The following is a 22,216-nucleotide window of genomic DNA, read 5'->3' as shown; positions in this document are numbered from 1 at the left end:
CACTTCAACTACGCCATGCACATCAACCGCAGAAACTTCATCAAAGGCAGCAGCGCTATGCTCGGTCTACCGTGGCTGGAATCGCTGGGCGGTTTCGCTCATGCGGCAGACTCGAAGGCCGTGCCGCAGCGACTCATCCTCATTGGCGTGCCGCTGGGCCTTTATCGCGAGGCATTGATGCCGAAGGCAGCAGGCGTCGGCTACGAGACCTCTGAGTATCTTTCCATCATCGACGAGTTCCGCGATCACTTCACCGTCATCTCGGGCCTCGATCATCCGGGCGTCGGTGGCGGTCACAGCGCCGAGGCGCGCATCTTCACCGGACAGCCCTCGAACGTGCGCAACGTGCGCTCGCTTGACCAATACATCGCCGCACAGGTCGGCCAGGAGACGCGGTTTGATTCGCTTGCGCTTTCCGTCGGTCACAATCAGTTCTCCTGGACCGACAGCGGCTCCATGGTGCCTGCGGAAAGCAAGATGGCGAACGTGTATGCGAAGCTGTTCGTCAGCGAAGGCAGATCCACCGCCGACAAGGTCATCCAGGAGATTGGCCAGGGCAAAAGCATCATGGATCTCGTGCAGCGGCAGGCGAAATCCCTCAAACCGCAGCTCTCGCAGGCCGATCAGGAAAAGTTGGAGGAATACTTCGACTCCGTGCGCGAAACCGAGCGCCGCCTGGTGAAATCCGAGAGTTGGGTGCATACGGCCAAGCCCCAGGTCGATGCACAAGCGCCGCGTGATCCCACCAGCCCGTCTGAGATCGTCACGCAGCTTCGCAACGTGTGCGACATGACCTATCTCGCCTTCAAGACCGACTCCACCCGCGTCGTGACCTTCAGCTACTTCCAGCAGAACAACGTCAACATCCAGGGCGTCTCGAACGGCTACCATTCGCTCTCACATCACGGCATGGACGCGAACAACATCACGCAGCTCAAGCTCGTCGAGAAGGAACTGTTCAAGGAGCTGAAAACACTGCTCACCAACCTCAAGAACGCCAAGGAAGGCGATTCCAACCTGCTCGACCGCACCACGATCCTCGTGACCTCCAGCCTCGGCAACGCCTCCAACCACAGCAACAAAGACCTCCCCGTCCTGCTCATGGGCGGTCGCTTCAAACACGGCCAGCACCTCGCCTTCGATCCCAGCACTGTGCCGCTGAGCAATCTTTATGTCAGCGTCCTCAATCAGTTCGGTCTCGCTGACAAAAAATTCGGCACCGCGACCGGACCGCTGAAGGGACTGGAGTTTGCGTGAGCCGTAGCCAGGCAGCACCTGCCGCTTATTCCAGGCAACGCGAAGACACCGGATGGTGTGCTATATCGCGGCAGCGTTCTGGAGTGCGCCAGTCCTCTGGCGCTTTCGAGCGTCCCCAGGCCTGCGCAAAGTTCCAGAGGGCTGGAGCACTCCAAGACGCTGCCGCGCTGTCGTGAGTCCGACTGCATCTTTACGCTGAGGTGACATCCGCTTGCGTACAATGCGGCATCCGCGATGAATCGCAGCTGTGTCCTGGATTCGCCGCATGCTCGCCAGCCTGTCTCCTCCGCCTGCGAAGCGGCTGGAGGATGTGACTGCCACAGAGCCTGCACCATCGGCTCCGCTGCCGGACTTCATCCGAATGGTTGCGGCGGGCGAGCCCGTGAGCGATGCTCGGCACCATGAAGCCGGAGCTGTCATCTATCCGTATCGGAACCCTCGCCGAGCGCTTGAGCGCGTCCGCAGCCGTGCCGCTGGAGCAGGCGCTGGCGGGAGTGCGCGCGCATGGACCGCAGCCGACGCAGCCGAATCCATCACTGGCGGCCTTGCAGCATTACCGGAACTCGACGCGCAACGATTCACTCTCGGCACCGCCGGTCTCAAGCATCGAAACGGCGCAGAGCACAATGCCTTCTTTGATCCCGCAGCGCGCCGGGTGATCAAGCTCACGATGCCCGGCGAGTTTGGTGCATGGGGCGGGCTGGAGGACTATTTGCAGCGCCTCGCCTGGGTAAACGAACTCTTTGATGACGAGGTGCTCATCGAAGGCTGGCTGCGCTATCCCAATGAGGAGCATCCGCGCCTCGTCACCAGCCAGCCGTGGTATCGCGTGAACCCGGAACGGCCGGAGCCGAACCTGACGCAGATCGATGCCTACATGTGGCGTACCGGCTTTTTAAAAGCCTAAGAAGGCGCTTGGATTCATCGCGACCGCGAGATCGCCGCCAGTGACGCGCTGCCGAAAAACTTTGTCCTCGATGTCGCGGGCCATGTCCATCCCATTGATGTCATCCTGCTCGCCCCGGAGCCGGAACAATGGGAGCGTTTGCAAAACATGGCGCGCGGCTTATCACAGATGTCTCCACCATGAACTATTCCTATTCCGACCTCGCCAAGATGATCGATCACTCGTTGCTGCACCCGACGATGACTGACAAAGACCTCGAAGACGGCTGCAAGGTGGCCGCCAAATACCAGGTGGCCTCGGTTTGCATCAAGCCTTACGCCGTGAAGCAGGCCGTCGAGTGGTTGCGTGGCTCCGGCGTGCTCGTTGGTGCGGTGATCGGCTTTCCGCATGGCAACAGCACCACCGAATCGAAACGCTACGAGACGGAGCTGGCCTGCAAAGACGGCGCGAGCGAGATCGACATGGTCATCAACCTTGGCAAGGCCCTTGGCGGCGACTGGAACTATGTGGAGATCGATGTGAAGGCGGTCTGCGATGAAGCCCATAAGCACGGTGCCAAGGTGAAGGTCATCTTCGAGAACGACTACCTCACCAACGGCGGCGCTGGCCTCAGCAGCGATGATTTCAAAATCAAACTCTGCCAGCTCAGCGAGCGCGCCGGAGCCGACTGGGTGAAGACGAGCAGCGGCTACGGCTTCGTGAAGCAGCCCGACGGCAGCTACAACTACAAGGGCGCGACGGAGCACGATCTCGCTCTGATGCGCGCCAGTGTCTCTGCCAAGGTCCAGGTCAAAGCTGCCGGTGGTGTGCGCGATCTCGACGGCCTCATCAAAGTCCGCGATCTCGGCGGCAGCCGCTGCGGTGCGACGGCGACTGCCGCGATGATGGACGACTACCGCAAACGTGAAGCCGCTGGCACACTGGACACATCAGGTGGGAAGATCGGCTCAGGTGGATATTGACCGAGCCACTCACTCCCTTCGCCATTCGTTGCCTGATTGGATCAGTTGGGCGTCTTCGCGCATCTCGAAGTCCTTTGCTTGATGATGGATGACGCAGTTGGTCACGCGGTGTGACTTTCCTGCGAAGCTGAAGGCGGCAGCGAGATTGTGATGCACCTCGCAGTTGGTGTAGGTCGTGACGCTGTCGTTCACATCGGCCACGCCGCCTGCGGAGGAGCCGTTCCAGGCGATCTCGGCATCCACCACGTCCATCTGCACGGTTTCATGGGCGCTGATGCCTTCGTCGCCATTCGAGAGCGCCTTCACGTGCTCCAGACGAACGCCGATGCGCGCGCCGTGAATGTTGAAGCCATCATTCGCCGCGTGGATCGCGGTAATGTTCCGCACCGTGATGTGCGAGCATTGAATCGACACACAGCTCGCGAGATTGGCAGGCGGCAGGATGATGCGTGCGGTGCCCGGCTGCTTCTCGGTCGGCCAACGGAAATAAATCGCGCCTGCCGCCGTGAACCCCACCTCACCTGGCTTGAGAGCCGCCGGGGCCGTATAGCTGGCGTGGCCTGCGACACCGCTTTTTTTCTCGGCCTCGCGATCACGCGCAATCCGCATGGGCACCTCCTCAATGAACAGCACCGCACGCTGGGGGTCCGTGACCGCCGGATGTTTGGCAAACGGACCGTTCGAAGTCCACACCTCGCCGTTCTTCTGCCAGTCGCGCGTGGTGACGTCGATGCCGAGATCGATGATCATCCCTTTGCCATCAAACACCGCCGGATTCTCCGGTGTGCCGCCCTGGCTCAAAGTCAGCGGCACACGGCGAATTTCCTGGGCGTGAATGGTCGTGATGATGAGCGTGCTGAGAGCAAGAAGGCGGAGAAGCACGGCATGACTCCATCGCGACCGCTTGCGGCGGCCTTTCAAAGGATGCGCGGTGGAGTGCGATTCGTGCTGCTCGCAGCGTTATAGAGCGCACACCATGAAACACTCCTCCGCACTTGATCGCCGCCAATTCATCGGAACTACTGCCGCCGCTGTGGGTGGTCTTTTTCTGTCAGACACTGCAACGCTGCACGCTGAGCCAGCATCCACAGAGCACTTCTGGTATCGCCTCGCTCCCGAAGGCCCCTACATCGACTCGCAGCGTGACAACAAAGCCTTCGGCTTCGGCGGCGGGAAGATCTTCCTGTCCGAGGACAACGGCAAGACTTGGCCGCATAGCGCTGAATTCGCCGAAGCGGAGAACATCACGTTCAGCGTCATTCTGAAGAACGGAAACATCGTCTTTGCCACGCGGGCGCAGCTTTTCCTTAGCACCGACAATCTCAAGACGCATCGGCCCATCACGGTGAAGAACCCCGATGGCAGCGATTATGTGCCACACACGCCGGTGAATCCCGAACAGCCGGGCTGGTACTTCCATTCGCTGGATGGCGAGCACTGTTTCGAGGTCGATGGCAAAGAGATGCTCGTGTGGGGCAACTACTGCAACGTGCTCGGTGGTCCGGTGCCGGTGAACATCTACTACTCGACCGACAACGGCGAGACCGTGAAGCTCGCGTATGCCTTCGGCCAGAACCCCAAGTTTCAGGAGAAGGACGGTGATCCTGCGAAACTCCTCGGCAATCCCAACAACAAACTCATCGCCCGCCACGTCCACAACGTGACCTACAACCCCGGCGAGAACGCTTTCTACGCCTGCACCGGCGACATCGACCGCACGCATGGCAAGGAAGTCCACTGGCTGCGCGGCACCTACGATGCCAAGGCCGATGTTTTGGACTGGCAGCTCGTCATCTCGGTGGACTCCAACTCCCGCTTCAAATGCGGCGGCATCAACTTCATCGACGGCAAATGCTACTGGATCGCCGATGCCAACGGCCCCGCCATCGCCAACCGGCATGATCGTGGCATCTTCATGTGTGATCCGAAAGACATCACCGACACGTCGAAGCACACGCTGCTGTTCAATCCCATGTTTGAATCCGCCAACATGCTCGTGCAGGACGGCGTGATGCTCGCCACGCACTGCGCCCCGGCCTCGACCTATGCCTGCGGCATCATCTACTCGCCCGACATGGGCAAGACCTGGGCGCAATACGACCTCAAGGAGTTCGGCCCGCGTTCTGGCTGCCGCATTCACCGGAAGAACAGCGACGGCTGGTTCCGCATGGATTTGCGCAAAGGCTGGATCGAGCGCGCCGAGGTCTTGTTCATCAAGCCGAAGGTGTGACCGCCAGTCAGTTCTTGATGTCAAAAGCCCGGGTTTAAGCCGTTAGTGATGTTGATGAAGCCAATCTTCCTCCTCTTACTACTCGCCGCCTCAGCCCACGCCGTCGATTTCAACCGCGACGTGCGCCCCGTGCTCGCGCAGCAGTGTTTCACCTGCCACGGGATGGATGATCACGCGCGCAAAGGCAAGCTGCGGCTTGATCTGAGTGAATCCGCCCACGGCGCGGGCAAATCCGGCGAGATCGCCATCGTCCCTGGCAAGCCGGACGCCAGCGAGGTCATCAAGCGCATCCTTTCGACCGATGAAGACGAGGTCATGCCGCCGCCGCACACGAAGAAGGTCATGTCGGACAAGGACAAGGCCACGCTGAAAGCCTGGATCGCTGAAGGCGCGAAATATGAGGCGCATTGGGCCTATTCGCCGCCGAAACCCTCCACCGATCCGAAAGCGAGCATCGACCACTTCATCCGCGAGCGTCTCGAAAAAGAAGGGCTGAAACCTTCACCAGAAGCTGATGCCTACACGCTCGTCCGCCGTGTGTATCTCGATCTCATCGGCCTGCCGCCCAGGCCCGCCGAGGCAGATGCCTTCGTCCATAAGTCACATGAGTCCCATAAGACCTATGAAGATCTCGTCGATCAGCTCCTCAGCTCTCCCCAATACGGCGAACGCTGGGCACGACGCTGGCTCGATCTCGCACGTTATGCGGACACGAACGGCTTCGAGAAAGACCGTCCGCGTCAGATCTGGCCGTATCGCGACTGGGTGGTGAAGGCGCTGAATGAAGACATGCGCTTCGATCAATTCAGCATCAAACAAATCGCCGGTGACATGCTGCCCAATGCCACGCCGGAGGATCTCATCGCCACCGGCTTTCATCGCAACACAATGCTCAATGAGGAAGGCGGCATCGACCCGAATGAATACCGCTTCTACGCCATGGTGGACCGCGTCAGCGTCACCGGCACTGCGTGGATGGGCCTCACGCTGAACTGCTGCCAGTGCCACACGCACAAATACGACCCCATCCTGCACACCGACTACTACAGCGTCATGGCGCTGCTCAACAACGCTGACGAGCCGACCTACAACATCTACACACCAGAAATCAAAGTGCGACAGGATGAGAACGTGGTCAAAATCGAGCAACTAGAGCGGTCATTGCCATCGAAGTTCCCCGGCGGTACGGCGGCCATGGAAAGCCGCTTTGCCGGCTGGATCGAGGGCGAGTCCCACCGCGCCTCCAATTGGCTGCTCATCCGCCCCACGGCGATGAAGACCACCATGCCGCACCTGGAGCAGCAGCCCGATGGCTTCATCCTCGGCAGTGGCGACATCTCGAAGAGCGATGTCTATGACCTGAGCTTCAAAGCACCGATCAAAGGCGTGACCGCACTGCGCATCGAAGTCGCCAGCCATTCAAGTCTTCCAAATGACGGCCCTGGACTCACCAACTACGAGGGACCACTCGGGGGATTCTTCCTCAGTGAACTCCAGGCTTTCCAAAACGGTCAGCGCGTCAAAATCGCCCGCGCCGAAGCCACGAACGACGCTGAGGAAGATCGCATCAACGACCAGGCCGCCGCAAAATCGAAAGCGCAGGCCAAAGCCGCGAAAGCCCGTAAAACCAACAACGCCAGCGCCACGCTCGATGCCGAGATGTCCAGCGGCTGGCAGGTGCTCGGCGGCTACGGTCTGCAGCACGCCGCCGTGTTTCATTTCGAGCAGCCCGTCGATCTCACCAACGGCTTCGATTTGAAGATGCTCTTTGAAAAACACTTCGCCTGCCCGCTCGGCCATTTCCGCATCACGTTTACCACCAGCGATCACGCTACGGCCACCGGGCATCCTGCGGCGGTCGAAGACGCGCTCGCCCGTAGGACGGGTGTGGCGACAGCCCGCCCGTCTCCAAGAGTGACCGCTAACACGACCAGCGCCCAAACGTCGGGCGGTTCGGCGCAGGGAATCATAGCCGAGGCGAAAGCACCAGCCGCCGAACACACCCAACCTACGACTGCCGACCACGCCATCCTCCTGCGCCGCTTCCTCGAAACCGCGCCCGAAATGAAGCAGGCCGTTGCGCCGCTGCTCGCTGCACGCAAGAACCCGCCACGCGGGCAGCCCACGCTAGTGATGAACGAGCGCCCCGACTCGAATCCGCGCCTCACGCATCGCTACCATCGCGGCGAATTCCTCTCGCCTAAGGAAGCGGTGAAACCCGGCGTGCCCGCTTTCTTGCCTTCATTGCCGAAGGATGCGCCCGCGAATCGCCTCACCTTCGCAAAGTGGCTCTTCGCTGCCGAGAATCCGCTCACCGCCCGCGTCACGGTCAATCGCCAGTGGCAGGCATTCTTTGGCCGTGGTCTCGTGAAATCGCTCGAAGACTTCGGCTATCAAAGCGAGCCGCCCTCGCATCCCGAGCTGCTCGACTGGCTTGCCATCGAGTTCGTGAAGCAGGGCTGGTCGATGAAGAAGCTCCACCGCCTTATTGTCACCAGCGCCACCTACAAGCAAAGCAGCCGCATCACGCCCGAACTCGCGCAGCGTGATCCCGACAACATCCTGCTCGCCCGCGCCTCGCGTTTCCGTCTCGATGCCGAAATCATCCGCGACTCCGCGTTGAAGGCCGCAGGCGTTTTGTCGGCGAAAATGGGCGGCCCGGGCGTCTTCCCGCCGCAGCCGGTGAGCGTGACTTCCGAAGGCACCTACGGCAAGTTCGAGTGGAAGGTCAGCGAGGGCGACGATCACTTCCGCCGCAGCCTCTACACCTTCATCAAGCGCACCGCGCCCTTCGCCATGGCCACCACCTTCGACGCCCCCACCGGCGAAGCCTGCCTGGCAAGGCGCGATGTCTCCAACAGCCCGCTGCAAGCCCTCACGCTCCTCAACGACCAGATGTTCATGGAAGCCGCGCAGGCCATGGCGAAGCAGGTCATCGCCGAATCTCAAGACGACGACACCCGCCTCCAAAACATCTTCCGCCGCTGCACCACCCGCCCCGCCTCCTCCGATGAGCTCGCCATGCTTAAAACCTTCCTCCAAAAGCAGCGCGACAAGGAACTCGAAGGCGAAGCGCTCTGGGCCTCAGTGAGCCGTGCGGCATTGAATCTCGATGAAGCCATCACACATCCGTAGCGACAATGCTCAGCGCATCGAGTATCTCGGCACCTCCAGTAACGCTGATTGACTGGGGGTGTTCGGATGACAATGTGAGCCTCTGAAAACAATTCCACTTCACCCATGATCCACCTCGTTGACCTCCCTGAGTCGCCTTCGAGCCTGGCAGGCGGAAAGGATCTCCTCCGGCGTGCGGCGGGGCGGTTTTACACGCCGCACTGGATGGCACGCGATTTGGTTTCGAGGCTGGATTTATCCGCGTTTGCAGGACACAAAGAACGACGTGTCATCGACCCCTTTGCTGGCGATGGCCGACTGTTGAAGGCTTTTGCCGAGAGGATCGCGCAGGAATCTGCTTTGAGGTCTGTGAGTTGGCATTTTGAAGTCTGGGACAACGATCAAGACGGCATCGAAAAAGCCGGGCAGAACATCAGGCAAACACTCGCCAGCCTTGGTTTGAAAAGCACGGTGGAAGTCTCATGCCGAGATAGTTTCGTGGAGGGACTGGCCAGCCGGGGCAACTTTAATCTGGTTTTGACTAATCCCCCATGGGAAGCCTTGAAGCCAGATCGTCGCGAACTTTCGGGTGCCTCAGGTGACGAGCGCCGAAAGTTTGAATCCTCGCTCAAAGCCTATGACCGGCGTCTTGCGGAACTGCTGCCTCATTCGCAGCCTGAAACGAAACTCTACGGCTGGGGCACCAACCTGTCCCGCTGCGGACTGGAGCTGGCGCTGGAGTTGCTGGCTCCTGGCGGAGTTTGCGGGATTGTTTTGCCAGCGTCGATCCTTGCGGATCAGGTGTCGGTGGGGCTGCGACGTTGGATGCTCGCACACCACGAGTTGTTGAACGTGGATCACTACCCGGCGGAGGCCAAGCCCTTCGATCAAGTCGATCAACCCTGCATTACCGCAGTGTTTCGCAGTCAGGTTAGGGACACTGACAGCGGGGTTCGATTCCATGTCACCCGACACGATCGAGATCGGCAGATCGTCGCCAGCGAAGATGTGACGCTCTCCACCGCTGACCTGCAAAAGCTCGCTTATCGCATCCCTGTCGAGCTTGGCGGCGAAGAGCTGCGGCTGTTGTTGAAGCTGTCTGATTTTCCGACCATGAACAGCTTCACCACGGCACACGGAGGCGATCTCTGGCTGGGGCGCGAGCTGGACGAGACGAACTATGCCTCGTTCACTTGTGCAGAGGGAATGCTGCCATTCATCAAAGGCAGAAACATCGAACGCTACGGACAAACTCAAGACCACACCGACTATCTGGCACCTCATGTCACTGACATCCCGGCTTCTTCAAAGCATGCGAGAGTCGCCTGGCGTGATGTCTCCCGTCGGTCGCAAGTGCGCCGCATGGTGGCGACCTTGCTTCCAGCAAAGGTGGTGACTGGCAATTCACTTCACGTCGGGTATTTCCAGGATGGGAGCACAGACCGGCTGAAGACGCTGCTGGGTGTATTGAACTCGCTGGTGTTTGAGTTCCAACTTCGCTCGCGGCTGGGAACTGGTCATGTGTCTCTCAGCGCGGTGCGTGGTGTGCATGTGGCAGACCTGGAAGATTGGGCGCTCGTCCGCTTGCTTGCCCCTCATGTGGACCGCGCATTGCAGGGTGATTCACAGGCCGAGTGGATGATCGAGCATGAACTGGCTTCTGCGATGGGGCTAAGCCGAGAAGAGCGTCTCGCCATCCTGGACGGATTTCCCGGGCTTGACGCGGCTGCGTATGACCTGTTGCGAGACAAGGTCAAACCGCCCAAGAATGGTCACGCATCCACCGCACCAGCAAACGTGCCAGCCGCCTTTCCCATCCCCAATCATTACACTGCCCGGTTGAGCCAGCTCGACCTGCAAACGGCTGTCGCCGTCCCTCCGGGTGGAAACTGGAAGGACATCCCCGTGGAGGTTCCCTCTCAGCGCCTGCACTCTATTCGCGTGAGCTATGCCGCAGGTGGAGGCAGCCGCTCCACCTACTACGGCAGACTGCATCCAGATCGTCCCTCGTACACGATCAACACCTATTTCAACCGGCCTGGGAACGGCTGCCATCTGCACTACGACTACGAGGGCGGACAGCACCGCGTCCTGTCTGAGCGCGAGGCGGCACGGCTGCAATCTTTCCCCGACAGTTTTATTTTCGAGGGCAGTCATGCGTCCATCCACAAGCAGGTCGGAAACGCTGTGCCGCCTCTCCTTGCCTTCCAGATCGCTCGACAGCTCGGAGTCACGGGGCAGTATGTCGATCTGTTCTCCGGTGCAGGCGGGCTTTCGCTCGGTTTTCGTTGGGCCGGGTGGCAGCCAGTGGTGGCCAATGACATTGAGGCTTCGTTCCTCGCCACCTATCGCCGGAACATTCATCCTGTGACCGTTTGCGGAGATATTCGCCACAAGGAGATCTTCGATGAGATTGTACGCCATGCCGAGACGAACAGAAGGCAAGGCGAACCCTTTTTTGTGATCGGGGGGCCTCCATGCCAGGGTTTCTCCACAGCAGGCAAGCGACGGACCCTTGATGATGATCGCAATCACCTCTTCAATGAGTTCAAAAAGCTCATTCACCAGCTTCGGCCTGATGGTTTTATCTTCGAAAATGTCTCCGGCCTGCTTAACATGGATGGCGGAGCCGTGTTTGAGATGATCAAAAGCGAACTCGCCCTGCCGGGCAACACCCTCACTCCCTGGATACTCCAGGCGGAGGAATATGGCATCCCGCAGCGTCGCACAAGGCTCGTGCTCGTCAGTGTGCCGAAAGCATGGGGTGTCATCCAAGCGCCAACCCCGGTCACCACTTTGCAAAAAGGACGTGATCTTTTTCAATCAGCCAGTCCGGCTATTGGTGTGGCCGAAGCACTTCTGGACTTGCCACCATTGACGCCCGGTGAAGATGGCTCAGCCAAAGGCTATCTCAAAGCCGCGAGCACATCTTATCAGCGATTCATGCGCGGCATTTTCTCGCCCACGGAGTACCTGGCTGGACTGAAATCGAATGGAGGACTTTCTCGATGATTCCTGTCAGCGATCCAGAGGCATTTCAGACGGCTTTGGAGTGCTTGAAGGCACATCGAAAAATGACGGGCGCAGGATTCAAAGGCCGGTTTATCCAGATTTTCCTCGGGTTAAAGTTCTTCCAAAACCAATTGCCCAGCATGTATTCAGGCTCGTTTGCGACGCCTGAGGTTCTTCAATCACTGCTGGATGATCTTTATCATAAATCATCTCGTCCCGCGCATGACGGCGTGCTTTCACTCTTCGAGGCCAGCTATCTCGCCAGAACGGGACTCACCAAACCCGGAAACAAAGGCGCTCAAAACACATGGCGTAACAATCTCCACATCCAGAAGGGTATGATTTGCTATGCGCCAATCGAAGACCTGTCGAGTCTGACTTTCCTGGCTGAAAATCGAGTTAACTGCCGATATTTGGCTCCGCAACGATCAGGCTCTTTGAGAAGCGCTGAATGTTCTCTTTGTGATGCCGGAGGTTCATACGACGCTCACAGAGATGAAAGCCAGCCAAAGTGGCTGCGTGCCGATCCGCAGGGCGCGGGCTATGCAGTGATCGATCTCCAAAACATCCCCAATTTCGCTCCAGTGCTCACCCATGAGGGGCGTAAGCTGCCAGTTCTCCCCATGATCATCGCGCTGTATCATGACAGCGATCCATCCTGGGGAATCGGCACGCGTCAGACCGTGAGCCGTCAGGAGTTCATGGATGACTTCCATTTCAAAGACTCCGAGTTCGACGCTTATTTTGACGCCACGGCGAGCAATGCTCAAAATGCTCGCATGCTCAGCATGTTCGGCTGGGATAATGCAGAGCTTACACTTTGGTCTGGAGCCTCAACCAGAACTCCCGTTGCTCAGGCTTCACGTAAAGCACGATCACTGCGTCAAATTCCTTTTACGCCAGTTCTGTCCGGCACGCCCGTGCCACCACCATCATCCAACACGGGCTGGGACGCCGAACAGTACGTCGTGAGCGCCTTGCAAGCAGCCGGATGGACGGTTCATCACGTTTCCCGCCAGCAGCTTGGCTATGACTTGTTCGCTGAGAAGGGGAGAGTGAAGCGGTACGTTGAGGTGAAAAGTTCACTCGGCCAATGCTCTCCATCATTAACAGCCCGCGAGTGGCAGCAGGCCTTAGTTCATGGTGAAAGCTACATACTCGCCGTGCTGGAAAATTTCAATCCTGTCGGGCTAAACACCGTCTATTGGGTGCCCGATCCAGCCACCAGATGCACGGCGAGCGAACAAAGAACCATCTCGCATAATATCTCCCGAAGCTCCTGGTCTGCCGCAGCAGTTCCCATCACGGCCTTGGCCTGAAAGCTCCGCCTAAATGTCTCATTTCGCTGTGCATTCTTTCTAGTTATGAACACCTCCAACATCACCCGCCGTCACTTCTTTGAAGACTGTGGCATTGGCACCGGCAAGATCGCGTTGGCCTCGTTGTTGGCAGAATCGGCCTGTGGAGCGGCGAAAAGTCCGAATGTGGCCTCGGTTTCGCATCATGCGCCGAAGGCGAAGGCCGTCATCCACATGTTCATGGCCGGGGCGCCGTCGCAGTTGGAGCTGTTCGACCACAAACCGATGCTGACGAAATATGAAGGTAAACCGCTGCCGCCTTCGGTGATCGGCGGGCAGCGTTATGCCTTCATCCGGCCGGACGCGGCGGTGTTGGGGCCGCGCTTCAAGTTTGCGAAGCACGGGCAGTGCGGCGCGGAGCTTTCGGAGGTGCTGCCACATCTGGCGACGATCGTGGATGACATCGCCATCGTGAAATCCTGCCGCACGACGCAGTTCAACCACGCGCCGGCGCAGATTTTCATGAACACCGGCTTCTCGCAGCCCGGACGGCCCAGCATGGGTTCGTGGGTGACGTATGGACTCGGCGCGGAGACGCGTGATCTGCCGAGCTTCGTCGTCATGAGCACCGGCAGCGGCATCAGCGGTGGTGCGGCATGCTGGAGCAGCGGCTTTTTGCCCAGCGTGTATTCCGGCACGCGCTTCCGCAACACGGGCGATCCCATTTTAAATGTCAGCACGCCACAGGGCATCGAGGCTGGTACGCAAAAGGACACCATCGACCTCATCAACGCGATGAACCATCGCCGCCTCAAGCTCGATGGCGACAGCGAGACCGCCACGCGCATCGCGAATTACGAGATGGCCTATCGCCTGCAATCTTCAGCGCCCGAACTGATGGATCTCACCAGCGAAGACAAGGCCACACTCGAACTCTACGGCTGCGATCCGAAGGTGCCATCCTTCGCTCGCGCCTGTCTGCTTGCACGCCGCATGGTCGAACGCGGCGTGCGTTTCATCAACATCTACAACGAAGGCTGGGACGCCCACAGCAACGTCGAGGGCAACGTGCGCAACAACTGCAAGAACACCGACCAGGCTAGTGCCGCGCTCGTGAAAGACCTCAAGCAACGCGGTCTGCTCGACAGCACGCTCGTCGTGTGGGGCGGCGAATTCGGCCGCACGCCGATGGTCGAGGCTAGCGTGTCACTTGGCCGCTCCTTGGGCCGCGATCACCATCCGCAGGCCTTCACCATGTGGCTGGCCGGCGGCGGCATCAAAGGCGGTGTCACCCTCGGTGCCACCGACGAGATGGGCTTCAACATCATCGAGGATGAAGTCCATGTCCCCGATTTGCAGGCCACCATCCTCCACTGTCTCGGTATCGACCACGAACGTCTCAGCTTCCGTGCCGCCGGTCTCGACTTCAAACTCACCGGCGTGGAGCCATGCCATGTGGTGAAGCAAATTCTGGCGTGATCTTGCGCTGATGTGTAGCTCGGTATTCCGATACCGAGAATACACCGTCGCGGAATCGGAATTCCGCGCTACAACCATCTCAAACCATGATCCCCGCCATCATCGTCCAAGGCCATCGCGTCGCCTCCGGCCTAAACGGCAATCCGTGCTTCCCTGGCGGAACGATGCGGATGCAGTTGCCGTTCTTCAAGGAACTGGGCCTCGATTTGAGTCCCTATCATCTAGGCACGCTCAATGTGAGCATCGCTCCGCTCAGCTATCGCGTCGTGAAGTCGAAGTGGACGTTTCGTGATCTCCAATGGCATCCCACCGAGCCAGCGGAAGATTTTTCGTTCTTCGATGTGCTTGTGCATCGCGATGATGCTGAGCCAGTCTCGGGCTTGATCTACTTCCCGCATCCCGACACCAAGCCGGAGCATTTCCAGCAACCCGACGTGCTCGAACTGCTGCTGCCGTGGACGGAAGGACTGGCTTACGGCATGAACATCACGCTGGAAGTGCCGCCAGAGCAGATGATGTTCGAGCCATGAAGAAAATTGCCCTTCTCCTGTTTCTCATCGCCTTCGCAGCATGCGCGGAGACTCAAACCGACATCGAATATGCCCGTGTCGGCGACCTCTCGCTCAAACTTGATCTGCATCGCCCTCAGGCAACCAATCCCCCGCTGATCGTCTATGTCCACGGCGGAGCATGGCGGGCAGGATCGAAGTCGGATGTGCCCATCGCGAAGTTGCTCGATCACGGCTTCGCGATTGCGAGCGTGGATTACCGGCTTTCGACGCAGGCGGTGTTCCCAGCGCAGATTCATGACATCAAGGCCGCGATCCGTTTCCTGCGGGCGAAGTCGGAGCTGTTTCACCTCAACACCTCACGCATTGCCATCATCGGTTCATCCGCCGGTGGGCATCTCGCGGCGTTGGTGGGCGTTACGAATGGAAACAAGGTGCTCGAAGGCACCATCGGCGAGCATTTGAGTCAAAGCAGCGAGGTGCAGTGCATCGTGAGTTTGTTTGGTGCATCAAACCTGCAGACGATTTTGCCTCAAAGCACCGAGTTTGGCCTCAAGATGCGCGTTCCGGCTTTGCAACTACTCCTTGGCGGCCAGCCCACGGAAAAGCCCGATCTCGCGAAGCTTGCCAGTCCGGTGGCGCATCTCGACAAGGACGATACGCCGCTCCTGCTCATCCATGGCGATGCGGATCCACAGATGCCTCCAGAGCAGTCGCAGGAGATGGCGCAGGCGTATGAGGCGCTCAATTTACCGGTGCGGCTTATCATGCTGCCCGGCAGCAAGCATGGCGGCCTTGAGTTCTACGATGATGAACGCACGGTCATCGTTGCCAAGTTCCTCGACAAGGCGCTGCGCTGAGCCACAATCAGCGCTCAATGTCCAAACCAATCATTGCCGTCACCATGGGCGACCCTGCCGGGGTCGGTCCCGAAATCTGCCTCCAACTGCTCGCGAACGAAGCTCTGTGCGAGGTCGCCACGCCCGTTGTGTTTGGCGATGCGCGGCTGCTCTCCCGTTGTGCGCGCCAGACGAACCTCCCGGCACCGAAGCGCATCATTTCGGAGATCGAGTGGGCGGACCAATGCAGTTCCATTGATGGCCCGGCGGTGCTCGATCTGTTTGGCTTCGATGCCGAAGAGTTCACTCCCGGCAGCGTGAGTGCCAGAACCGGTGCGGCAGGTTATCGCTACGTCGAAAAGAGCATCGAGGCCGCTTTGGCAAAGCAGGTGGCTGCGGTGGCCACGGCACCATTGAACAAGGAGGCGCTGCATGCCGCTGGCATTACCTATCCCGGCCATACGGAGATGTATGCGGAGAAAATGGCCGCCGCACGTTCCTGCATGACCTTTTTCTCCGAGGAGATGATCTGCAGCCTCGCGACGGTTCACATCGGCTACCAAGACGTGGTTCCCTCACTCACCACAGCCCGCATTTTGGATGTCATCGAACTGACGGACGAAGCCGTGCAGCGTGTGCGTGGCAAGAAACCCAAGATCGCCGTGCTCGGCCTGAACCCACATGCCGGTGAGCATGGCCTGTTTGGCCGTGGCGAGGAGGAAGCCATCATTACACCTGCCATCGCCGCCGCGAAGGCCCGCGGCATCACCATCGAAGGCCCGCTGCCCCCGGACACTGCTTTCATCCCGGCGAAGCGCCGCCATGTGGACGCCTACATCTGCATGTATCATGATCAGGCGCTGATCCCGCTGAAGATGATCGCATTTGATTCGGCGGTGAACACCACGCTCGGCCTGCCCGTACCGCGTACCAGTGTGGATCACGGCACCGCCTGCGACATCGCCTGGCAGGGCAAGGCGAACGGCAACAGCCTCGTCGAGGCCGTGCTGCTGGCGGCAAAGCTGGCCCGGTGAATTACTCGCGCTTGCTCAGCAGAAACTTCAGCAATTCCAGTGTCTTCCGTTCTGGCAGCGCTTCGAGCAATCCGGGTGGCATGAACGACACCGGCAGCTTCTGGCGGTCTTTGAGGTCGGATTTGGCGATGATGACGGACTCGGTGACGGTGCGTGCTGTGATCGCGGTGTCAGTTTCCTGCTCGATGACACCGGAGACGACGCTGCCGTCTTTTTTGGTCAAGACGTGAAGCTGGAAGTTGTCTCCGACGACGGCGTTCGGGTCGATGATATTCTCCAGGAAGTAGTCGAGGCCATTGCGCCACGATCCGGCGAGATCGGGGCCGAGTTTGCCGCCGACGCCGTTCAGCGGATGACAGACGGCACAGATTTGCTTGAAGGTCTCAGCTCCGGCACCGGCATTGAAGGCCCACAGCGGCGCGGCTTCATACGACTGCTTGATTTTGGCGATGCTGGCCTTCGCAGCTTCGCTGGAGTCGTTCACCTTGCCCCAGGTCGCGTCGAGCAGCGCATTGACCTCCGCGTGGTTCAAATTGCGCATCTGGCGGATTTGCAGGCTGCTCAGGTGCTTCTTGTCGAACGTGTTTGTTTTCACAGCACGCAGCAGCGGCAAGGCCAGCTCCGCGCGGCTCGTCAAAGCGCCCAGCGCGGCGCTGCGGTCAGCAGGGTCAAATTTGTCAAAACGGTCAAGGAGGGTCAAGGCGGTGGCCGGATCATTCGACCGCGACAACAGCGGAATCACCGCCGACGTGAAAGCCGCTTCATCAAGCAGCTTCGCGAAAATAGGCGTCGCCTCGGTGTCACCGACTCGTTTGAGCAAATCAAAGGCGCTGCGACGCTGTGGCAGCAGTTTGGTGGTGTCAGCCAACACGCCGCGCATGTCAGCGAGAACGCTCTGATCACCGAAGAGCGCTGAAATCTGTCGGACGAGGTCAGACTTGTCCGACAAGTCCGACCGAACCTGCGGCCACGCTTCTGGCATCTTCACCGCAGCCTCGTCCTTCATGCCAAACGCGAGGATTTGCAGATCACGCTCAGTCTTAATCATTGGAACCAGTGCTTCGCGTCCCTCGACACTCGTGGCGGCAAACCAGCGGATCGAATCGGCCAGCGAGGGCATCGGCGACTTCGCCGCGAGTGCGAGTAGGATGGACATTCTGTCCGTCGCTTGTGCAGCGGGCATTCTGCCCGCTACGGGTGCTGCTTCGGGCAGAATGCCCGAGACACTCGTGACAGGCAAAATGCCTGTCCTACTCGCCAGTCCAAACCAAATCATCTTCGGCAGGAAGCGGTCGTCCTTGTCCTCGGCGTGCATGGCGAGCGCGCTGCCAACCGCCAGAGCTGTGTCCGCATCCAGCTTCGGCAACGCCGACGCCAGCGCGAGACGCACGGTGGGTGAGGGATCGGTCTTGGCGAGATCCAGCAGTGTTTCGGCGCTGAGCTTGGGCTTCCCGGCTTCCTCCGTGGCGAGCTGGATGGCCCAGGAGCGGATGATGTCGGACGTGTCTTTGATTGTTCGCTCAAAAAACTCGGCAAGTAGATCTGGGGCTCGCCGATGTGCACTGGAGGCACTCCACAACATCGAGAGCTTCTCATTGAGCGGCATCGACTGCGAGAAGAAGACTTGCAGGAAGGCACGAAGTTCCGGCAGTCCGTGCATCCGATCCTCGCTCTTCGGTTCAAAGGAGCCTTCCTGGAGCAAGCGTCTCGCCATCCGCTGACACCAGTGACGGTCCAACAGCACACGACTTCCTTCGGAATCTGCGGAAGGCAGACCACCGTGGCCGAAAGTCGCGAAAAAGCCGTGGTCTCGCCATTCCGGCACCTTCACCGGCTTGTACGTCTCCTTCCAAGAGATGCGGTAGATGCGCCCGTTGCTGCGGTCCCATTTTTCATCATCCGGGTTGTGGCAGTGCTGGGTGTCGGTCCAGTCGATGACATAGACGGCGCCGTCGGGGCCGGTTTGGAGATCGACGGGGATGTAGTCGGCGGCGGGGCTGTAGAGCAGGTCGTAGCCGGCGTGGAAGGTCTCGTAGCCGCTGCCGGTGCGGACCATGTGCTGGTGATTGAGCTGATGACCGTGCAGGTTGTGCGTGAAGAGGTGGTCGCGGTAGATCGCGGGCCAGTTGTCGCCGTTGTAGATCATCGTGCCGACGTGCGAGTGGCCGCCATACACGGCCGTGGTGCCGGGTTTGCCCGCGCCGCCTTCACCACTGTCGTAACGCGCGGAGGCGGGCAGGTAGTTTTGCAGATCAGGCGCAAACGCGGGCGCAGTGGCGGAGATGAAGGGCGCGTAGTTCGAGTTTGATTGATTCCAGAAGTGGCCGTTGCGGATGGCGTGCGTGGTGCCGCCTTTGCCGTGGAAGCTGCGGCAGTGAGTCATGAAGAAGTGGCCGTTGCTGTTGTAGTCGAGGCCCCACTGGTTGCTGCCGCCGTGGCAGAACACTTCAAACTCATGTCGCACCGGATGATAGCGCCACACCCCGGCCCGCAGCGTGACGCGATCCTTCGCATCACAGCCCGGCTTGCCGATGGCGGCGGTGTTGAACACTCCTTGATTGCCGTAAAGCCAGCCGTCCGGGCCCCAGATGAAGCTGTTCAGAGTCTCGTGCGTGTCTTGATAGCCGAAGCCATCAAGGAGGATGTGGGCCTTGAAGGAGAGTCCAGGTGCTAAGGGATAGGTCTTATAGGACTCATACGACTTATTCGTCCTATACTGCTTTGCCGCTCCAGTGGTTGAGCGCCTTGCCGTCGAAGATGGATTCAGCGCAGAGTGGCAGTACGGGGATCAGGAGAGCACAAAGGATCTTCATGAGGTAGTCAGACGGGTCTGACGCGTCGGACCTGTCAGACAAGTCGGACTTGTCAGACATGCTGCGCACCTTTTCAATGCGCGCATGACTCCAGACGACTCCTGTCCGCTCATGCCGCACGGCGGCTACGAGAATCTGGGCAGCTACAAGGTCGCGGAGGCGGTCTATGATGCCACGGTGGTCTTCTGTGAGCGGTTCATTCCCAAAAGCTCCCGAACGCATGATCAAATGGTGCAGGCCGCACGCAGCGGCGTGCGCAACATCAGCGAGGGCAGCGGCGCGGCGGCGACCTCGCGCAAATCGGAGATGAAACTGACCAACGTGGCGCGTGCGAGCCTCAATGATGAACTGCTGAAGGACTACAAGAGCTTCCTGCTGCACCGCAGTCTGCGCGTGTGGCCCAAGGAGTCGCGGGAGTGCCTCGCGATGCGCGAGCGCCTCACGCATGACGTGGCTCCTGATCTCCCGCCGGCCAACGGCAAGGTCCAGCTCACGGGATTGGCCGGTTTGGCGGACTTTGTGAAGAAAGCAGAACCCGAACTGGCTGCCAACGCGATGCTCTGTGCAGTGAACCAAGCGGCCTATCTACTGAAACGCCAGATTGAGAGCCAGGGCCGAGATTTTGCCGAAAACGGCGGCTTCACCGAGCGTCTCTACGCCACCCGCATGAAGATGCGCAACGAGCAGGCAGACACACCCGCCTGCGCCGAGTGCGGCAAGCCCATGCGCAAGCGCACCGCAAAGAGTGGCGCGCATGCCGGAAAAGATTTCTGGGGCTGCTCCGGCTACCCGGACTGCAAAGGCACGCGTGAGATCAGCGATGGCGTCTGACAAGTCGGACTCGTCAGACCAGTCTGACTCGTCCGACGGCAACAAGCCCTCTTTCCAAGACGTTTGGCTTCTCCGATGAAACCAAACGCATCCTCTCTCCATCGTCGTCAATTCCTCGTCACCGCAGGCGCTGCTTCGCTTTCGCTGTTTTCCTCCGCAGCATCCTTCAAAACGGTGATCAAGAAGGCCAAGATCATCGGCAAGCCGGAGGAGAAGGCGCTGCGCGATCTCAAGGATGCCGGATTCGACGGTGTGGAGGTCGCGCATCTCTTTGATGACGAAACGGAGGCCAAAAAGGCGCGCGAACTCGTCGAAGGCATCGGTTTGAAGGTCCACTCGGTGCTGCGTGGCTGGGCGGAATTCAATAGCGATGATCCAGGACAAGTGGCGGCGAGTTATGCGGTGACGGAGAAGGCGCTGCGCACGGCAAACTGGCTCGGCGCGGAGACGATCCTGCTCGTGCCATGCCGCGTCGGTGGCCCGACGGTGAAGCTGCCGGAGCCGTGGGAATTCGACATCGAGTTCGACGAGAAGACTGGCCACGTCAGCCGCGTGGTGAAGGGCGACAACGCACCGTTTGCCCGCTACATCATGCTGCAAAACAAATCGACCGACGGCTCGAAGGAGCAGGTGACGAAGCTCATCCCGCTGGCCGAAAAACTGAACGTCATCATCGGCCTCGAAAACGTTTGGAACAACCTGTGGGTGCGGCCGGATCTGTACAAGAACTTCGTCGCGTCCTTCAATCATCCGTTTGTTCAGGCCTACTACGACGTGGGCAATCATGTGAAGTATCTCGTGCCGGTGCATGACTGGATTCACACGCTGGGCGGCCTCATCAAGAAGATCCACATCAAGGACTACGCCCTCGCCCCGGACAACCACAGCGGCAAGTTCGTGCATCCGCGCGATGGCAGCATCGACTGGCCGAAAATGCGCCAGGCGCTCGATGACGTCGGCTACAACGGCTGGATCACCGTCGAGGACAACGGTCTGCCGCTGCCCGAGTTCACGGATCGTCTGAACAAGATCATCGCGGGCGTGTGAGCCTCACTTCTTCAACACTTTCGCGACAAACTCACTCAGCGCCGCCGTCGCCGGATCGCCCGGCTTGCCGAGGTTGTCGTTGAGCTTGCTGTGGTCGGTGTCCTTCGCGCCGAAGACGGTGGTGGGCACGCCGGCCTCGGTGAGCACCGCGCCGAAGCGTCGCGCCTGGATGGACGTGTCGGGATGATTCGCGACGTGCAGGATGAGGAAGGGCGGGATGCCCTTGCTCTTCGCCACATGTGTCACTGCGGAGAAATCTTTGTGCAGCGCCGCATCGTTGCCGAATTTCAAGCGGTGCCCGTATTTCGGCATCGGCATGCCATGCACACGCAGGCGCGTCTCCGCCGTCTCGATGATTGCCGGAATGTCATAGGTGTCGCCATCGACCGGCACGCTGCCGATGAGAGCGCTGAAATCAGCGTCGGCCTCCTTCAAGTAGCGGTCGTCCGTGCAAAGAATCGCCGCGAGCTGCGCCCCGGCACTGTGGCCACCGACGAGAATGCGCTTTGGATCGCCACCGTGCTGCGCGATGTTTTTTTGCACCCAGGCGAACGATTTAGCGCAGTCTCGGATGAGCGTGCCCATGTCCACCTCGGGCAGCAGGCGATAGTTGGTGGAGACAAAGACGAATCCTTGGTCCATGAACCACTGCGGCTTGATATCCACGTTGCCTTTATCACCCTGCTGCCAGCCGCCGCCGTGAATCCAGAACACAACGGGCAGGTTCTTGGCATTCGCAGGCGCAAAGATGTCCAGCACATGCCGTGCGTGGCCGTCATCAAGGTAACGGATGTCACGCTGGACGTTTTGGGCAAAGGCGGAGACACAAAGAGCGAGGCTGGCGAAGAGGAAGGGCTTCATGGTTCTTCCTATACGCACATGCA

The 22,216-nt window shown here is 59.7% G+C and carries 16 protein-coding genes; 13 read left to right on the top strand and 3 right to left on the bottom strand.

All coding sequences use genetic code 11. The annotated features are described in order from the left end of the window. Nucleotides 1–15 precede the first annotated feature (15 nt). The 3 genes from ACKVY0_RS27880 to deoC all read left to right on the top strand — a co-directional run bounded on the left by ACKVY0_RS27880 (nucleotide 16) and on the right by deoC (nucleotide 3,126). Nucleotides 16–1,257 carry a DUF1552 domain-containing protein gene (locus tag ACKVY0_RS27880; RefSeq protein WP_409218154.1) on the top strand — a complete coding sequence of 414 codons (1,242 nt, stop codon included), beginning with the start codon at nucleotides 16–18 and terminating at the stop codon, nucleotides 1,255–1,257. Nucleotides 1,258–1,504: 247 nt separating this feature from the next. Then, complete coding sequence (locus tag ACKVY0_RS27875; protein ID WP_409218153.1) at nucleotides 1,505–2,164, top strand: hypothetical protein; 660 nt, start codon at nucleotides 1,505–1,507, stop codon at nucleotides 2,162–2,164. Between the two features lie 179 nt (nucleotides 2,165–2,343). Next, nucleotides 2,344–3,126: a deoxyribose-phosphate aldolase gene (gene deoC / locus ACKVY0_RS27870; RefSeq protein WP_409218152.1), complete on the top strand. Its 783-nt coding sequence runs from the start codon at nucleotides 2,344–2,346 to the stop codon at nucleotides 3,124–3,126. 9 nt (nucleotides 3,127–3,135) lie between these two features. Here the strand turns inward: deoC and ACKVY0_RS27865 are convergent, their stop codons facing one another. Next, complete coding sequence (locus ACKVY0_RS27865; RefSeq protein WP_409218151.1) at nucleotides 3,136–4,008, bottom strand: right-handed parallel beta-helix repeat-containing protein; 873 nt, start codon at nucleotides 4,006–4,008, stop codon at nucleotides 3,136–3,138. 94 nt (nucleotides 4,009–4,102) lie between these two features. Here ACKVY0_RS27865 and ACKVY0_RS27860 point away from each other — a divergent pair, with 94 nt between their 5' ends. The 8 genes from ACKVY0_RS27860 to pdxA all read left to right on the top strand — a co-directional run bounded on the left by ACKVY0_RS27860 (nucleotide 4,103) and on the right by pdxA (nucleotide 16,641). Beyond that, nucleotides 4,103–5,356: a hypothetical protein gene (locus ACKVY0_RS27860; protein WP_409218150.1), complete on the top strand. Its 1,254-nt coding sequence runs from the start codon at nucleotides 4,103–4,105 to the stop codon at nucleotides 5,354–5,356. Nucleotides 5,357–5,410: 54 nt separating this feature from the next. Continuing rightward, entirely contained in the window at nucleotides 5,411–8,491 is a 3,081-nt protein-coding gene (locus ACKVY0_RS27855) for a PSD1 and planctomycete cytochrome C domain-containing protein (protein WP_409218149.1), read from the top strand. A gap of 204 nt (nucleotides 8,492–8,695) precedes the next feature. Beyond that, on the top strand, nucleotides 8,696–11,482 hold the full coding sequence (dcm, locus tag ACKVY0_RS27850) for a DNA (cytosine-5-)-methyltransferase (RefSeq protein WP_409218148.1): 2,787 nt from the start codon (nucleotides 8,696–8,698) through the stop codon (nucleotides 11,480–11,482). Next, the gene (locus tag ACKVY0_RS27845) at nucleotides 11,479–12,801 is read left to right on the top strand and encodes a DUF3883 domain-containing protein (protein ID WP_409218147.1); all 1,323 of its coding nucleotides are present in this window, start codon (nucleotides 11,479–11,481) and stop codon (nucleotides 12,799–12,801) included. Before dcm ends, ACKVY0_RS27845 begins: the two co-directional genes overlap by 4 nt. A 45-nt stretch (nucleotides 12,802–12,846) precedes the next feature. Then, nucleotides 12,847–14,259 (top strand): DUF1501 domain-containing protein, encoded by a 1,413-nt coding sequence (locus tag ACKVY0_RS27840; RefSeq protein ID WP_409218146.1) that lies wholly within the window; start codon nucleotides 12,847–12,849, stop codon nucleotides 14,257–14,259. An 86-nt stretch (nucleotides 14,260–14,345) separates the two neighbouring features. After that, on the top strand, nucleotides 14,346–14,789 hold the full coding sequence (locus ACKVY0_RS27835; protein WP_409218145.1) for a hypothetical protein: 444 nt from the start codon (nucleotides 14,346–14,348) through the stop codon (nucleotides 14,787–14,789). Then, nucleotides 14,786–15,628, top strand: coding sequence for an alpha/beta fold hydrolase (locus tag ACKVY0_RS27830; RefSeq protein ID WP_409218144.1), 843 nt, complete (start codon nucleotides 14,786–14,788; stop codon nucleotides 15,626–15,628). The genes ACKVY0_RS27835 and ACKVY0_RS27830 overlap by 4 nt, the downstream gene beginning before the upstream one ends. 17 nt (nucleotides 15,629–15,645) lie before the next feature. Beyond that, complete coding sequence (gene pdxA / locus ACKVY0_RS27825) at nucleotides 15,646–16,641, top strand: 4-hydroxythreonine-4-phosphate dehydrogenase PdxA (RefSeq protein ID WP_409218143.1); 996 nt, start codon at nucleotides 15,646–15,648, stop codon at nucleotides 16,639–16,641. Nucleotide 16,642: 1 nt separating this feature from the next. Here pdxA and ACKVY0_RS27820 read toward each other — a convergent pair whose 3' ends face one another. Then, nucleotides 16,643–19,285, bottom strand: coding sequence for a PVC-type heme-binding CxxCH protein (locus ACKVY0_RS27820; RefSeq protein ID WP_409218233.1), 2,643 nt, complete (start codon nucleotides 19,283–19,285; stop codon nucleotides 16,643–16,645). A 253-nt stretch (nucleotides 19,286–19,538) separates the two neighbouring features. Here ACKVY0_RS27820 and ACKVY0_RS27815 point away from each other — a divergent pair, with 253 nt between their 5' ends. Beyond that, the gene (locus tag ACKVY0_RS27815; RefSeq protein ID WP_409218142.1) at nucleotides 19,539–20,285 is read left to right on the top strand and encodes a four helix bundle suffix domain-containing protein; all 747 of its coding nucleotides are present in this window, start codon (nucleotides 19,539–19,541) and stop codon (nucleotides 20,283–20,285) included. Nucleotides 20,286–20,360: 75 nt separating this feature from the next. Then, a complete protein-coding gene (locus tag ACKVY0_RS27810) occupies nucleotides 20,361–21,332 on the top strand; it encodes a sugar phosphate isomerase/epimerase family protein (RefSeq protein ID WP_409218141.1) in 972 nt (323 codons plus the stop codon). Between the two features lie 3 nt (nucleotides 21,333–21,335). Here ACKVY0_RS27810 and ACKVY0_RS27805 read toward each other — a convergent pair whose 3' ends face one another. Continuing rightward, nucleotides 21,336–22,193, bottom strand: a complete 858-nt coding sequence (locus ACKVY0_RS27805; protein ID WP_409218140.1) for an alpha/beta hydrolase — start codon at nucleotides 22,191–22,193, stop codon at nucleotides 21,336–21,338. Nucleotides 22,194–22,216 lie beyond the last annotated feature (23 nt).

It is taken from the genome of Prosthecobacter sp., assembly GCF_046154365.1.
In the GTDB taxonomy this organism is placed as follows: domain Bacteria; phylum Verrucomicrobiota; class Verrucomicrobiia; order Verrucomicrobiales; family Verrucomicrobiaceae; genus Prosthecobacter.
Note: the sequence above shows the minus strand (reverse complement) of the source record. Positions and strands in the feature narration are given on the sequence as shown.